12 protein-coding genes are annotated in these 15,508 nt (G+C 75.8%); 3 read left to right on the top strand and 9 right to left on the bottom strand.

The genetic code is table 11. The features are described 5' to 3' along the window. Positions 1-431 (top strand): hypothetical protein (locus VF746_29365; protein HEX8696565.1); only part of this gene is annotated, 431 nt, incomplete at its 5' end. Positions 432-1,179: 748 nt separating this feature from the next. On the opposite strand, the gene VF746_29360 is transcribed toward VF746_29365, so the two are convergent. The 9 genes from VF746_29360 to VF746_29320 all read right to left on the bottom strand — a co-directional run bounded on the left by VF746_29360 (position 1,180) and on the right by VF746_29320 (position 13,446). Then, entirely contained in the window at positions 1,180-1,974 is a 795-nt protein-coding gene (locus VF746_29360) for a hypothetical protein (protein ID HEX8696564.1), read from the bottom strand. Between the two features lie 304 nt (positions 1,975-2,278). Beyond that, the gene (locus tag VF746_29355; GenBank protein ID HEX8696563.1) at positions 2,279-3,922 is read right to left on the bottom strand and encodes a hypothetical protein; all 1,644 of its coding nucleotides are present in this window, start codon (positions 3,920-3,922) and stop codon (positions 2,279-2,281) included. Between the two features lie 173 nt (positions 3,923-4,095). Beyond that, complete coding sequence (locus VF746_29350; protein HEX8696562.1) at positions 4,096-4,761, bottom strand: DUF4159 domain-containing protein; 666 nt, start codon at positions 4,759-4,761, stop codon at positions 4,096-4,098. A gap of 390 nt (positions 4,762-5,151) precedes the next feature. Then, on the bottom strand, positions 5,152-7,446 hold the full coding sequence (locus tag VF746_29345) for a hypothetical protein (protein HEX8696561.1): 2,295 nt from the start codon (positions 7,444-7,446) through the stop codon (positions 5,152-5,154). A gap of 162 nt (positions 7,447-7,608) precedes the next feature. Then, a complete protein-coding gene (locus VF746_29340) occupies positions 7,609-9,027 on the bottom strand; it encodes a BatA domain-containing protein (protein HEX8696560.1) in 1,419 nt (472 codons plus the stop codon). A gap of 4 nt (positions 9,028-9,031) precedes the next feature. Beyond that, entirely contained in the window at positions 9,032-9,928 is an 897-nt protein-coding gene (locus VF746_29335) for a DUF58 domain-containing protein (GenBank protein HEX8696559.1), read from the bottom strand. Positions 9,929-10,255: 327 nt separating this feature from the next. Further along, positions 10,256-11,266, bottom strand: coding sequence for a MoxR family ATPase (locus tag VF746_29330; protein ID HEX8696558.1), 1,011 nt, complete (start codon positions 11,264-11,266; stop codon positions 10,256-10,258). 368 nt (positions 11,267-11,634) lie between these two features. Continuing rightward, a complete protein-coding gene (fmdA, locus tag VF746_29325) occupies positions 11,635-12,855 on the bottom strand; it encodes a formamidase (GenBank protein HEX8696557.1) in 1,221 nt (406 codons plus the stop codon). Positions 12,856-13,053: 198 nt separating this feature from the next. Next, positions 13,054-13,446 (bottom strand): helix-turn-helix transcriptional regulator, encoded by a 393-nt coding sequence (locus VF746_29320; protein ID HEX8696556.1) that lies wholly within the window; start codon positions 13,444-13,446, stop codon positions 13,054-13,056. 218 nt (positions 13,447-13,664) lie between these two features. On the opposite strand from VF746_29320, the gene VF746_29315 reads away from it, so the two are divergent. Then, complete coding sequence (locus VF746_29315) at positions 13,665-14,048, top strand: response regulator (GenBank protein ID HEX8696555.1); 384 nt, start codon at positions 13,665-13,667, stop codon at positions 14,046-14,048. 115 nt (positions 14,049-14,163) lie between these two features. Further along, positions 14,164-14,850 (top strand): helix-turn-helix domain-containing protein, encoded by a 687-nt coding sequence (locus VF746_29310; GenBank protein HEX8696554.1) that lies wholly within the window; start codon positions 14,164-14,166, stop codon positions 14,848-14,850. Positions 14,851-15,508 lie beyond the last annotated feature (658 nt).

The raw sequence follows: 15,508 nt of genomic DNA, 5'->3' as shown, positions 1-15,508 counted from the left end.
GCGGCGGCGCGCCCGAGGGCGACCGCGGCATCGCGGAAGACGCGCTGCAGGGCGGCGGGGGCGGCTTCGGGGGCGCGGCGGGCACCGGCGGGGCGAGCGACCCGGGAGCGAACCCCGGCTCCATGGGCGACCGCGGTGCGGGGCCCGGCACCGGCTTCGAGGGCGGCGGCGTCCCCGGCCGCGGCGGCACCTCGGGCGGCGGCGGGAGCGACACCGGCGGCGGGATGACCGGCACGGCCGGCGGCGGCGCGGACCCGTCCACCGGCGCGGGCGGCCTGTCGGGGAGCGGCGGCGGCACCGGCGGGACCGGCGGCGCGCTGGGCGGCTCCGCGGCCACCGGCGCCGGATCGCGCGGGGCGGCTCCCACCGGCGGCGCCGCGTCGCGGGGCGGCACGCCCACCTCCGGCGAGGTCAGCCCGGACGGCGGCTGATCGCCCCCGAGCGAGCGGCTCGCGCGAGCGCGGGGCGGCCACGTCCGTCCCGCGCTTTCGTTTCGCGATCCCCGGCCGGCTGCGTCCTTCCACTGTAACAGAGGAGCCGTTTCCCGCGCACGTGACGGGCGGCGGGCGGGCAAGCTGCGTCCACCCGGCGCCGCTCCACAGGCTTCCACTCACAGCGAGGGAGGTTCGCGATGGAACAGGACCAGGGCAGCGTCGGTGGTGGAGGGGGGACGGCTGGCGCCGATGGCGGTGCCGGCGGTGGGATGAGCGGTGCCGGTGGTGGCGGCGGTGACCTCGGCGGCGCCGGCGGGATGGGAGGCGGTGGCGGCGGTGGGATGAGTGGAACCGGCGGTGGCGGCGACCTCGGCGGCGGCGGGATGGGGGGCACCGGAGGCGGTGGTGGGATGGGCGGTGGCGGCGGCGACCTCGACGACGCCGGTGGGATGGGCGGTGGCGGAGGCGGTGGGATGAGCGGTACGGGTGGAGGAGGTGGCGGTGGGATGAGCGGCGCCGGCGGCGGCGGTGACCTCGGCGGCCCCGGCGGGATGGGCGGTGGCGGAGGCGGTGGGATGGGAAGCGACCGCTCCGGCGGGTGATCGGGCCAGGGGGCCGGTTTCCGCCGGAAGGATCGCTGAACGGGGTGGGGCGACACGCGTCGCCCCACCCCGTCCTTTCTTCGCCCGTCGCGGCAGAGGCGGCCAGGGCCGGCGTGGCTCCGGACCGGGCCGGGCGAGTGCGGCTAGGCGACCGGCGCCTTGTCGGACTCCGCCTCGGCCCCCCCGTCGAAGAGGGGCGGGGCCGGGATCTTCTGACCCATCTTGCTCAGGTAGCCGCGTTGCTTCAGGTACGAATTCAGCCAGGGCTCCACGTTCATCTGCGTCGCCCGCTCCTTGACCGCCTCCTTCAGCCGCGGGTCCTGCGACTCGCGGATGACCTGCGCGACCGCGTCGAGCGCGGCCTGGCGGTGCCGCAGCTCGCGGTAGACGCGCACCGCGACCGCGCCGAGCGCCGCGACGGCCAGCGCCACCCCGATCCCGATCCCCCACTTCACCAGCGGGCTGCGCCGCGCCCCCTGGTCCACCGACCGCACCGCGCGGGCGGCGGCCTTGTCCGCGATGTCGCCCGCCGCGGCCACCAGCGAGGTCCGCAGCTCCCCGCGCAGGTCCTGGGCGAGCTGCTTCGTCACCGCCGCGGTCGCGTTCGCCGCCGCGTGGGTGACGGCGCTGTCCAGCCGCGGCGTGAGCGCGCCCAGGTCGGCGCTCAGCTGGCCGGTCAGCAGCGTGGCCTGCGCCCTCCCCTGCTCGCCCGCCGCGCGGACGTTGGCGCGCACGAGCTCCTGCAGCGCGTCGGAGAGCGGGCCGCGCACCGTCTGCTCCAACTGCGCGCCGTAGCCGCCGATCGCCTGGTTGCCGCGCTCCACCAGCAGCGCCGACGCGGTGTCGAGCTGGAACCTGGCCCCCCGCAGCGCCCCCTCCACCCCGCGGTTCAGCGCGGGCGTGAGCTGCGACTTGAAGCTCTTCGTCGCACCGCTCACCACGCCGGATCCGACGCTGGCGCCGAGCCGCCTCCCGGTGGAGTCCAGGGAGGCGCACCCGCACACCGCGCCGATCGCGGCGACGGACAGCAGCCTGAGAACGATGCTTCGGCAAGACGGTGCGAATGACGGCGCGCGCATGTGAACCTCGCGGGATGATGGGGGGAACGGGAGATCGGACGGCGGAGGGTCGCCGGAGAGACACGACGGAGAGGGGCGAGGCGTCCCCGGCGGCGCGGGGAGAGCCCTCGTTCCTATCTTATGGCAGTAGATGGTCTGCGTCCATCAATTTCTCCCGGACGACCTACGCCCGACCGGAAAGCCTCCGGATCGCCCACTCCGCCCCCGCCGCCGCGAGCAGCAGCGCGAACAGCAGCCACGGGCTCACCCCGCGCCGGTCCCCGCGCGGGAGGCCGGCGGCCAGGCGCTCCACCGTCGGGCGCAGCGAGTCGGCGGGGAGGGCGCGGCCGCCGGAGCGGGCGGCGAGGAGCGAGAGGCGCGCCCACGCATCCGCGTCGGACGAGGTAGGGGAGGCGCGGAACGCGGCGCTCGGAGCGCGTCCGGCGAGAGCGAAGGCGTAGAGGCCCTGCGGGCCGGGGAGGAACCAGGCGCGCAGCACGCCGGGAGCGGCCGGGTCGCGCGCCAGGGCGAGCGTGTCGGCGCGGCCGCCCGGGCGCGTGGCCACCAGCGGCGGCACGGGCCCGCCCGCTTCGCCGCGCGCGTCGAAGACCCGCACCTCGCGCCGGACGCCGGGCGGACCCGAAGGCTCGGGGAGGTCGATGGTGAGCGGGCCGCGCGGTGCCGACGAGAGCCAGTCCACCAGTCCGCGCCACAGCTCGCGGTGCTCGGCGACGCGCCCCGCCTCCATCCTCCACCGCCACGTCTCCGAGAGCGCCAGCCCCGCCGCCCGCCCGCGCCCCAGCGGCCGGAGCACCAGCACCGCCCCCTGCGACGCGGCCGCGCCGACCGTCGCCCCCGCCGCGACCCCGGCCAGCGGCGCCCCCGCCGAGCTGACGCGGTCCGCGGGGAGCGGCGCCAGCTCCGGCGGCAGGCTCCAGCGGATCGCCGTGCCGCTCACCACCGCCTCGCGCCCCGCCGCCGCCAGCCCGAACCCCGGCGCCGCCGCGTGCGCGCCCGCCAGCAGCACCCCGCCCCCGCGCGCCGCGAAGTCGACCAGCGCCGCCCGGTCCCCGTCGCCCAGCGGCGCGCCGTCCAGCACCACCACCGCGTCGAAGGCGGCCAGCCGGGCGGGCGAGATCGCCCCCCCGCCCTGCTCCACCGCCAGCCCGCGCCCGAGCGCCAGGCTCGTCTGCACCCGCGCGCCCGACTCCTCCAGCGCGCGGACCACGAACTTCGACTCCCAGTCCGGGAACCCCGCGCGCACCAGCACCCGCGGCGGCCCCGCCGAGTCCACCCACGCCCCTGCCAGCGTCGCAGATGCATCGGCATCCCTCGCCCCGCCCGCCCATGCCGCGCGGACGGACCACTCCCGCCACCCCGGCACCGCCGGCCGCACGCGGAAGGCGCCCTCCGCCACCCCGGCCCCGTCCAGCCGCACCCGCACGCTGTCCACCACCCCGCCCGCCTCGGAGAGGTAGACGCGCGCCTGGTCCCCCGGCCGCCCGCGCAGGCGGAACGACACCGCGGCCGCACGCCCGGCCAGCGGGTGCGGCGTCGCCGAGGCCTCGATCAGCCGCACCCCGCGCGGCAGGCCGGCGTAGAGCGGCGCGCGCTCCGCCGCCCCCGCCAGCACGTCCAGCTCCGCCGCCGTCGGGGGGTCGGACGCCTCCCGCGCGATCAGCGCCGGCGGCGCCGCCCCCAGCAGCTCGTCCGCCCGCGCCGCCCCGTCATTGACCCAGAAGACGCCGGGCGAATCCCTCCCCCGCTCCCGCCAGACGGACGGAAGGACGAGCGCGAGGACCAGAATCGCCAGGACGATCGCGCGCAACGCGAACGCGAGATCGATCCCGCGCCCGCCGTCCTGAGGCAAATCCGCCCCCGCGCCGGTCCTCGTCCCGACGCGCGGATCCCGCCCCGTAGCCTCCGCAGGGAGGCTTCCTGCAGTTGTTGCCGCGGATTCATCCGCCCTTGACGGAGCCGGCGGAGACGGAGAGCTCGCCATCACCGCGTCAGCGCGTAGACGACGACGTTCACCCCGAAGCGCGTGTTGTCGATCGACAGGAAGCGCTTGTTGGGGTAGTGGTATCCCCACTCCGAGCTGTAGTCCTTGTTGGAGTAGAGCACGCCGAGGCGGCCGTTGACCTCCACCCCCAGCAGGTGCTCGTGCACCAGGTTGTCGCCCCAGCCGTTCAGTTCGTGGCTGGTCGTCGGCGGCCCGTCCGCGAAGGTGAAGAAGGCGCGGTACAGCTCGTGGTCGTTGGGGATCTCCTTGAGCGCGGCGGGGCCGAAGATGCGGCGCAGCTCGGCGGTGGCCGTCTTGTGGAACGCCCCGTCGACGTCGTGGTTGTGGTCGTCGATGAAGATCAGCCCGCCGCGCTCCACGTACGCCTTGAGGTTGTCGCTCTCCTGGCGGCTGAAGCGCACGGGCAGGTGCCCCGTCATGAACACGAAGGGGAACTTGAACAGCTCCGCGCTGGAGAGGTCCACCGTCACCCCCTGCGCGGCCACGGGGATGGCGGTGTACTGCGCCACCGCGTGGATGATGTTGGTGGGCACCAGCGGCGCCGAGTCCCAGTCGCCCGACTCGTAGCGCGCCGTGGCGAACACGAACTGCCCCGGCCGCGCCGACGCCGAGAGCGCCAGCAGGGCCGACACCGCCGCGGCCATCTTCGTCACCCGTCTACCGTACTTTCGCACTTTCGCACTCACACACTTTCGCACTGCAGTCTGGGCGTGTCCCTCCGCTGCGCTCCGGGCCGGGCTGCGCGCGCCGTAGGGCACGATACGACTGTGCCCAACGGCGCCGGGCCACGGTCGTGCCAAACCCCCGGCACGCCCGTGTCCCGGCCCTCCGGGCGCGCATCCCTCACGCTGAACGGCAGGGGACAGGGAACAGGTTACAGGGGACAGCCGGCAACCCCGTCCCACACCGAGCCCGCAAAGTCCACCCTCTCCCGAAGCTGGGAGAGGGTTGCCGCTCCAAGGCGGCGGGTGAGGGCCCCCGCCCCCGCACCGATCCCGTCACGCACTTCGCACTTCGCACCTCGCACTTCGCACTCATCCCCCCCGCCCCAGCCGCCGGAAGTACTCCGCCGCCGCCGGGTCCGCCGTCGAGGGCACCGGGCGTCCGCCGGCCCCGCCGACCGGCGCCAGGCGCCCCCGCGCGCGCAGCAGCAGCCCCCGAGCCGCGTCCGCCCGCCCCGCGCCCGCCTCCCCCGCCGCGCGCGATACCAGCGACGCGGCCTCCGCGTCCCCCGCCGAGTCGCCCAGCACGCGCGCCGCCAGGGCCGAGAGCTCCAGCGACGCCCGGCGCGCCGGCGTGCGGCCCAGCGACGCCGCCAGCCGGTCCAGCGCCGCCAGCAGCGGCAGCGGCGAGGGGAGCGCGGCGCCGGCCCCGCGCCCCACGGGCGCCGCCTCGTCGAGCTTTCCCTGGCCGCGCGCCGTGGCCACGTCCACCGGGTCGATCTTCACCTGCCCGCGCGGGAAGCGGCGCTCCGCCTTGCGCAGCTCGTCGATGATCACCAGCGCGCGGCGCATCGGCGGGAGCGCGGCGTCGGGGACGGCCTGGTTCAGCTCGCGCTCCGCGTCCCACATCAGGTTGTAGAGGCGCAGCAGCGTGCTGTTCACGTCCAGGATCGGGTCCGCGTCGTGGCGGTGCGTCACCTCCTCCAGCGACCCCTCCCCCGTGGCCTCCGACGCCTCCTCCAGCACCCGCTCCGGCGACTCCTTCTCCCCCTCCGCCGGCCGCTGCTCGCCTTCGTGCTGGTGCCCGGCGCCGCCCTGCTCGGTGAAGCCGCGCTCCACGCCGGGGTCCGCCATCGCCCCCGTGGCGCGGGTGAAGATCTGCTCGCCCACCCGCTCGCGCAGCCGCCCCTGCTCGAACGCCAGGTCGGAGCTGCGCTCGCGGAACTGCTCGTCGGGGAGCCGGCGGCGCTGCTGGATCAGGCGCTCCGTCAGCAGGATCAGCATGCGCTGGCTGAGCAGCGGGTCCTCCGGCAGCTCCATCGGCAGGCCGATGTCGGTGTTGACCTGGCTGATCTCCTCCGGCCGGGCGACGCGCAGGATGCGCGTGCGCGAGACGCTCTCCCCCGGCCCCGTCACGTCGTTGCGGTCGGCGGCCACGGCGCGCACGTGGATCACGTCCCCCGGCTGGAGCTGCAGCGCGTCCAGGTTCAGCGCCAGCTCGCCGGTGACGCCCTTCCCCGCGCGGCGCACGCTCTCGAAGCGCCACTCGCCCTCCAGGAACTCGAACGTCTCGCCGCTGCCGCGCGTGCGGCTCCAGGAGAGCTTGAACTCGCCCATGCCGTAGTCGTCCGCCGCCGTGGCGCGGATCGGCACGCGCCCCTTCCCCGAGGCGAGCACCAGGTCCGTCTCCGGCGCGCTCAGCTCCACGTCGGGCGCGCGGTCCGGCAGCACGGCCACGGGGACCACGCGCCGGGCCACCACCTCGCCGCCCGCGACCGCCTCGAGCGACACGCCGCGCTCGCCCGGCGCCTGCGTCCACTCCACGCTCCACTCGCCGCCGTCCACGCTCACCGGCAGCGCCCCCCCGCCGATCCGCGTCGCCCGCACCGCGTCCCAGCGGTCGAAGTACGCCGAGCGCAGCCGCACGCGGCTCCCCGGGAGTGCGGAGACCTGCTCCTCGCCGCGCCCCTCCGTCGCCCCGATCCCCGCGTACCCGGGCGGCGCCACGCGCCAGCGCAGCTCCTCGAAGACGGGCATCGGCGGCGCCTCCGCGCCGGGGAGCGTGTTCGCCCGCACCTCGCGCCAGCGCGTCTCGTAGGCGTCGCGCGGGTGCGCCCAGCGCTCCCACGCCTCCGCCGCCGCGGACGGGAACGCCAGCGCGAAGGCCGCCGCCAGCGTGAGCGACGCCGCAAGGACGATGGCCGGCGCCTTCGCGCGCACGGGCGCCACGCCGCGCACGGCGACCCCCGCCAGCCGCCGCTCCGCCTCCGCCGCGAAGGCGCGCCCTACGGGTCCGTCCGGCACCTCGCGCACGTCCAGCGCGGTCACCAGCCGGTTCTCCAGGGCGGGGATGCGCTCCTCCGCCAGCAGCGCGAACCGCCGCGGCGCGGGAGGACGCAAGACGCGATAGATCGAGAGCGCGATCCACCCGAGCCCGAGCGCGAGCGGCAGCCAGCGCAGCACCTCGCGCACGGCCGCCCGCATCGGCAGCAGCAGGTCGGCCGCGACGAGCAGCACCGCCGCCAGCGCGAAGAGCGCCGGGGCGACGACCAGCGCGCACAGCAGCACCGACCGCCGCCACGCCCCCCGCACACGCGCGACGATCCCCTCCACCCCTGTGAGAAGCGGAGGCGCAGACGTGGCCGGCTGGCGTACGAGCGTGCTCATTCTCGATTCACCTTAGATCCCGCCAGTGCACCCCGTGCGGTCAAGCACGAGCTTGCTCGTGCAGCCTCCGCAGGGAGGCTTCGTGTAGTTGTTGCAGCGAATTCATTCGCCCTTCGACGGAGGTTGCGGGCGACGAATGTCGGCGACGCGCACGACCCTCCATCACGCCCTCGGCCGATAAGCGATCAGCGTCTCAATGGCCGCGACGAGGAGCGCAGCCGCCAGGATCCACCGCCCCAGCGGCACACCGCCCCCCGATCCGGGGATCGCGTTCGCCGCCACGACGGCCGTCCCCGTCCCCCGCAGCACCGCCCGCGCCCCGGCGTCCAGCGGCGCATCCCCATCGACCGAAGCCGCAGAAGACGACTCGCACCCGCGCGCCAGCCGGTCCAGCGCGCGCGGGTACGCGGCCGAGAGCGGCATCCGCCCGCCCTCCAGGTCCGTCGCGGCGAAGACGACGCACCCGCGCCCGAGCCTCGCCGCGGCGGCCGCCGGGCGCCCGTCGTCCCACGCGGCGACGACGGACGCGCCCGGCTTCGGCGCGCCCGTCGCGGCGGCGGAGCCCTCCAGCAGCGGGAGGTCGTCCGCGATCCACAGCCCGCCGCCCGGCGCACCCTCGCGGGTGACCCCGGCCCACGGCAGCGCGCGCGCCAGCGCCTGCGTCGCCCCGGGCCCGGCGACGAGCACGGTGGCCCCGGCACGTCCCCGCTCCTCCAGCGCCGCCGCCGCGGCCGTGGCCGTCGGCGCGAGGACGACGTAGAGGTCCGCCGCCCGCGCCGGGAGCCCGTCGAGCGCCGAGACCCGGTCCACCGCCCACCCCGTCGCCGCCAGCGCCGCGGAGACGTATCCCCCCGCGCGCGGTGAGCCGATCACCAGCGCCCGCTTCGCATCTCCCGGAGCCCGAGCGCTGTCGGACGGCGCGGGAGCGGCGCCCAGCTCCGGCATCGCGATCCCCCCGGCCCAGGCGGCGCGCCGCAGCGGCGCCAGCCCGTCGCTCCAGGCGCCCCAGCGCGGCCGCGAGAGCAGCGTCACGCGCACCGAGTCCGCGCCCCGCAGCTCGCGCGCGGCGGGGAGGATCGCCCGGACCGCCGCCGCGTAGCGCACCTCCCGCGCGGTTGGCCGCGCCGCCGCCAGCGAGTCGAAGAGCGCGGGGGTGATCCGCCGCCGCGGAATCCGGGTCGCCGCCGTGTCGAACAGCACCAGCTCGCCGCGCGCCTCGCCCTCGGGCCCCAGCAGACTGCGTCGGGCGAGGTCGACCGCGCGCCGCCAGCCGTCTCCCGCCGCCATCGCCGCGCCGCGGTCCAGCAGCACCACCTCGCTGGTCCCCTCCGGCGCCGGCACCCAGCGCGGCCGCGCGAAGGCCGCCCCGGCCAGCACCAGCAGCAGCATCCGGAGCGCCAGCAGCGGCAGGTCCGTCGGCCGGCTCAGGCGGACGGAGGTGCGCGGGTCCTCGCTCAGGAAGCGCGCGGTGGGGAGCGGCGCGCGCGAGGGCGGGCGGCGGCGGATCAGGTGCAGCGCGAGCGGCACCAGCGCGGCCAGCGCCCCGGCGAGCAGGAAGGCGGGGACGGCGAAGGTGAGCACGAGCCTACCCGCGCCTCCGGTTGACCCAGGCCACCAGCGCCTCCTCCACCGGTTGCGCGGTGGTCAGCGGCACGTACTCCACGCCGCGCTCGCGCAGCCGGTCCGCCAGCGAGTCGTAGTACGCCGCCACCCGCCGCGCGTACCCCGCGTCGAAGCGCGGCGCGGCCGGCACCTGGCGCCCCGGGTGCTCGGGGTCGAAGAAGAGCCCCGCGTCCGGCGCCGCCTCGCCCGACTCCTCGGGGGTGAGCACGCGCATCACGATCACCTCGTCGCCGCGCGCGCGCAGGCGCCCGGCCGCCGTCACCAGCGCGGCGCCGTCGTCGTCCTCCAGCAGGTCCGAGACGAGCACCACGCGCCCGCCGCGCCGCATCGCCACGCCCAGGCGGTCCAGCACGTCGGCCGCGCTCCCGCCGCCGCCGGGCTGGAGCCGCTCCAGGTTCAGCAGCAGGTCGTGGAGATGGCCCCGGCGCGCGCGAGGCGCCAGCAGCAGCCGCGGCTCCGCCCCGAACGCCGCCAGCCCCACCGCGTCGCCCGCCCCGATCATCAGGTGCCCGAGCGCCGCGGCCAGGTAGCAGGCGTAGCGCAGCTTGGAGACCCCCTGCGCCCCGCCGAACTCCATCGACGCCGACGAGTCGATCACCACGTACGCCTGCAGGTTCGAGCGCTCCTCGAACTCGCGGACGTAGAGGCGGTCGGTGCGGGCGTAGAGCTTCCAGTCCAGGTAGCGCAGGTCGTCGCCCTGCTGGTAGTCGCGGTGCTTGGCGAAGTCCTCCCCCGCCCCCCGGAGCGGTGAGCGGTGGATCCCCGCCTGGAACCCGCGCACCACGGTCTTCGCGATCAGCTCCAGCCCGCCCAGCCGCTCCAGCAGCCGCGGCGGCAGGAAGTCGGTGGAGGCGCTCATCTGCACCCGAACGCCTGGCTCTGGCGCGGCCGCGAAGAGCCCCCTCTCCCCGGCCCTCTCCCCCAAAAAACGCTGGGGGAGAGCGAGAACTCAGCGCGTCGGTCAGACTCCGCGCGCTCCGGCCGGCTTCGGCGCGGCGGTGGGGAGCCCCCCTCCCCGGCCCTCCCCCCGCTGCGCGGTGGGAGGGGGAACTCAGCGCGCCAACGGGTCCCCGCGCGAGGCACCCGGCTGTCCTCCCGCGAGGTGTTCTCCCCCCTCTCCCCTCGTGGGAGAGGGGGGCCGGGGGGGAGAGGGGCACCCCGCCGCCGCGCAGAAATCACCATCGTGCTACAGTCCGCTGCGCGGCGGTTCCACCGCGTCCATCAGCCGCGCCACCACCTGGTCGGTGGCGACCCCCTCGGCCTCCGCGTGGAAGTTGACCAGCACGCGGTGCCGCAGCACGGGCAGGGCGACGCGGCGCACGTCGTCCGGCGTGGCGTGGAAGCGGCCGGCCAGCAGCGCGCGCGCCTTGGCGCCCAGGATCAGCGCCTGGCCGGCGCGCGGGCCGGCGCCCCAGCGCACCCAGCGCCGCACGTCGTCCGTGGCGCTCGGGTCGCCCGGGCGCGTGGCGCGGGCGATCGACGCGGCGTAGCGGAAGACGTTGTCGGCCACCGGCACCTCGCGCACCCAGCGCTGCAGGGTCAGCACGCGCTCCGCGTCCAGCACCCGCTCCACCGGCGCGTCGATCACGCCCGTGGTCGAGCGCAGGATCTCCACCTCCTCCTCGGCGCTCGGGTACTCCAGGCGGATGTCGAACATGAAGCGGTCGAGCTGCGCCTCGGGGAGCGGGTAGGTGCCCTCCTGCTCGATCGGGTTCTGCGTGGCCAGCACGAAGAAGGGACGCGGCAGCAGGAGATCCTCGCCCCCCGCCGTCACGCGCCCCTCCTGCATGGCCTCCAGCAGCGCCGCCTGCGTCTTGGGCGGCGTGCGGTTGATCTCGTCGGCCAGCAGCACCTGCGTGAAGACGGGGCCGCGGATGAAGCGCGCGGCGCGGCGCCCCGTGGTGCGGTCCTCCTCGATCACCTCGGTGCCGGTGATGTCGCCGGGCATCAGGTCGGGGGTGAACTGCACGCGCTTGAAGTCCAGCTCCAGCGCCTCGGCCAGCGTGCGCACCATCAGCGTCTTCGCCAGCCCCGGCACGCCCACCAGCAGGGCGTGCCCGCCGGCCAGGAGGCAGATCAGCACCTCCTCCAGCACCGCCTCCTGCCCGACGATGCGGCGCTGCACCTGCGCGCGCAGCTGTGCCGCGTCGCCCAGCAGCGTCTCGATTTCCTTCTCCGCGGTAGCCAGAAGCCTCACCTCGCGTGGGGGTTCACGGCCGGCGCCGCCGGCCGGGCCTCGAATACAATCCTGCGCCCATCAAGATCCCGCCCCGCCCCGAAAAGTTGGCGGCGCGGCCGGTGGGGCAAGGTGGGCAAGGGCGGGTGAACCCGCGGCAACAACGGCGAAAAGCCCGCCTGCGCGGGCTCCTTCGGCACGAGGGCGGGCTCGGCACGCGTGGACTGCCTGGTCTCGGACCGCCGGAGACCAGCGCCGGCGCGAGGTGGGATGCGGTTGAAGCCTCGCGGGGTTTGCGAGGCTTTCCGTGGTTCCAGCGAGCGTCTTCAGGCGCTCGCGACCGGCGCTCGCACCCCGCGCTCGCGGCGCCCGGCGACCGGGCGCCTCCCCTACGACGGCCGGGCCAGCTCGCCGCGCGGCTCGCTGCGGACCTGCGCGGCGCCGGGGCCGATCTCGAAGCCGAACATGGCGGTGGGGATCGCCAGCGTGCAGCAGACGTTCGGGTGCTCCAGCATGCAGGAGATCCGCCCCTGCACCGGCGCCGCCGCCAGCAGCACGTACGCCTGCTCGCCCGAGTAGCCGAACATCTGCAGGTGGCGGATGGCGTGGCGGCAGGCCATGCGGTAGGCCACCCACACGTCCAGGTAGTGCTGCGTGTCGTTCTCGTCCACGCTGATCCCCTGGAACGTCACGTACTCGCCGTAGCCGCGCTCCACCGGGCCCGGCTCGAACACCGGGTTGTCGATCCCGTAGCGCTCCATCCCGCCGCGCACCAGGTCCACGTGCAGGTCGATCCAGCCGGCCATCTTCACCCCGCCCAGCCCCGTGATCTTCCCGTCGCCCTGCGAGAACTGCAGGTCGCCCACCGAGAGGTGCGCGCCGGGGACGTAGACCGGCAGGTAGGCCCGCGAGCCGCGCGCCAGCTCCTTCACGTCCACGTTCCCCCCGTTCTCGCGCGCCGACCAGGTGCGCGCCGCCTCGCGCGCCACCCGCGCGTACTCGCCCGCCGGGAGCCCGCCCAGCAGCGCCCCTTCGGCCCGCGGCACCACCGCCTCGCTGGTGAAGGTGCCGCCGTGCATGGAGAGCATCGCCAGCTCGCGCCGGTTCCAGCGCGCCAGCCGCTCCGCCGAGGGCGCGCACCCGATCGCCCCCGGGTGCGGCAGCCCGGCGAAGCGCACCCCCTCGATGTGGCGCGAGCTGGCGTAGACGCCGTTCAGGTCCCAGATGGCCTTGCGCGCGTCGGGGAACTCGTCGGTGAGCAGCCCCGTCCCCGTCTCCTTGTCGAAGATCGCCGTGTACCCCCACTCCGCGCCGCGCAGGGGGCCCATGTCCAGGATGTCCACAACCAGCAGGTCGCCCGGGCGGGCGCCGTTCACCGCCACGGGCCCGGAGAGGTAGTGCACCTGGCTCAGGTCGATCCGGCGGACGTCGTCGGCCGAGTCGCTGTTGACGATCTGCCCGCCCGTGAGGTCCAGGCACTCGACGCGGAACACCGTCCCGGGGTCCACCGCCGCCACGGCGGGGATCTCGGGGTGCCAGCGGTTGTGGGGCCTGGGGTTCTGCTCCTCCGGCGGCCGGCGCAGGTCTACGGAGATCAGGGTGTTGGGCACGCCTCTCACCTCCCCCGCGCGCGGAGGGCGCCGCGGGGACACGGGACGGGAAAGACTGCGTCGGAAGACCCGGTGCGAAGTACGGAGTCCTGAGTGCGAAGTGCCGAACTGCACACGAGTTATCGATCCGACGACCCGGCACTCAGCACTTGGGACTCGGCACTCAGGACTAAGGACTAAGCACTCAGGACTATCACTTCAGGGAATCTCTACCACCGGCGCCCCCGGCGGCGCGTCGGGGGGCGTGCCCCCGGGCGGCGTCGCGAAGCGCCGCCCCGCCTCTTCCAGCGAGCGGGAGAGGAGGGCCATCGCGTCGCGCGCGCCCTGCAGGTACGGGTCGCCGTCGCGCCTGCGGTCCATCTCTCGCGGGCCCTCGCCGGTCAGCAGCCAGTGGCCGTTCACGGCGAGCGCGTGCGGCAGGCGCAGCATCACGTCGCCGTTGGGGACGCGGCCGCGGGTGAACCACTCGCTCACCGTGGCCACGCCCACCCCCACCTCGCGCGCGAGGTCCGCCTGCGACATCCCCCGGTCGTCCAGGAGCTGGCGCAGGCGCTCGAAAAAGGCGGACAGCTCCACCGCCTTGCGGCGCACCGGGGCTGCGTTCGGCTCGGGAGTCAGGACCGCAACTCCAACTGCTGGTGTCGGTTGGGCTAACACCGGCCGGTCTCGCTGCAAGAGTTTCGCCGCTTCGACGGATCGAACGGCATTTGACAGGCCGAACGCAGACTAGCAGATTGAGAACGCCGGAGCAAGATCGGGCCGGGCGCCCCGCCAGGCTGGCCTCCGAGGGACCCCCACCCCACCCCGCCGTGAGCACGATCCTGCTGGTCGAAGACCACGAAGACAACCGGATCGTCTACCGCACCGTGCTGGAGCACTTCGGCTACACGGTGCTGGAGGCGCACGACGGCGAGGAAGGCGTCCGCCGCGCCCGCGAAGACCGCCCCGACCTGGTGCTGATGGACATCTCCATCCCCAAGCTCGACGGGTGGGAGGCCACCCGGGCCCTCAAGTCCGACCCCGCGACGGCGCGCATCCCCGTGATCGCGCTCACCGCCCACGCCCTTCCCGAAGACCGCGCCCGCGCCACCGAGGCCGGCTGCGACGGCTACCTGGCCAAGCCGGTGGAGCCGCGCCGCGTGGTCGAAGAGGTCCGCCGCGTCCTGGACGGCGGATCCAATCCCGCGCAGTAGCCCGCCTCGCCCCTCCCCGCCACGCCCCGTCCCACCCCGCTGGACGTCCCCCGCCGCGCGCCGCAGGATGCGAACCGGATTCGCATCCCCCGGACCCCCGACGCCTTTCGCCGCGATGGACGCCGCCCTCACCGCCCCCGTTCCCGTATCCGCCGCCCGCCGGCCGCAGCAGGACCGCAGCCGCGAGACCGAGGCGCGCATCCTCCGCGCGCTCGCCGAGCTGCTGCGCGCGCGCCCCTTCGAGCGCCTGTCGGTGGCCGACGTGGCCGAGCGCGCCGGCGTCTCGGTGGGCGGCTTCTACGCCCGCTTCGCCAGCAAGCACGACGCGCTGCTGCACCTCTCCTACGAGGGCTACGTGGCCGAGACCGCCGCCGAGGCGGCCCGCGTGCTGGCGCCCGGGCGCTGGCGCGGGCGGGGGATCGCGCCCGTGGCCGAGGCCTACTTCCGGCTGGTGATCGGCGGCGCGCGCCGCCACTTCGCGGTGATCCGCGAGCTGGTGCAGCGCAGCCGCGCCGACCCGGGCGGCGCCCCCGGCGCCGACGCCTACGACCGCTTCGTCGAGGTGGTGCACGAGCCCTTCCGGCGCCTGCTGCGCGCGCGCCTGGCCGAGGTGCGCCACCCCGACCCCGAGCTGGCGCTGCGCGTGGGCTTCTCCGCCTGCCACTCCGCCGCCCGCGAGGCCGTGCTCTTCCCCCACATGCGCCCCGTCATGGGCGAGATCGCAGACGAGCGCCTGGCCGCGGAGCTGGCCCGCATGTTCTGCGGCTACCTCGGCGCCCCGCTCCCCGACGACCGCGGTTGAAGTGAGCCGCGAACTGCGAACTGCTCGTTCGGGCGTGTCCCTCCGCTGCGCTCCGGGCCGGGCTGCGCGCGCGGTAGGGCACGATACGACCGTGCCCAACCGCGCCGGGCCGCCGCCGCGACGAAACCCCGTGTCGCGGCGGCGTCCCGGCCCTCCGGGCGCGCATCCCTCACGCGGGTTTCGTCGCGCGCAGGTTCCTGGGGATCGCAGGGGCGAGCATGCGAGTCCGAGCACAGGCGGCATCGGCGCAAGAGACCGCCTGCCGAGCATGTACTGGCATCCGCCGGTCGAGGCATGCCTCGCCCCTACGAGGCTCCCGCTCCTCGCAGCGAAGCCGCAAAGTCCACCCTCTCCCAAACCTGGGAGAGGGTTGCCGCTCTCAGGCGGCGGGAGAGGGCCCCGCGCGAGAGCCTGCCGCAAAGCGATAGACCCTCCCTGCACGACCCGTCCCGTCGCGCGAAGCGCCGGGGTGTTTCCCCTCTCCACGGCGTGAGCGAGGGAAGCGCACCCTCACTCCTCCCGCAGCGCCTCCAGCGGCGTGTGCCGGAACACCTCGCGGCTGGCCCAGAGCCCTACCGCCCCCGCGAGCGCCGTCACCGCCGCGGCGAGGACGAGGAGCGGCGAGACGGGCACGGCGAAGTCCACCTCGAACACCCAT

The organism is Longimicrobium sp., from assembly GCA_036389795.1.
GTDB lineage: Bacteria > Gemmatimonadota > Gemmatimonadetes > Longimicrobiales > Longimicrobiaceae > Longimicrobium.
Note: the sequence above shows the minus strand (reverse complement) of the source record. Positions and strands in the feature narration are given on the sequence as shown.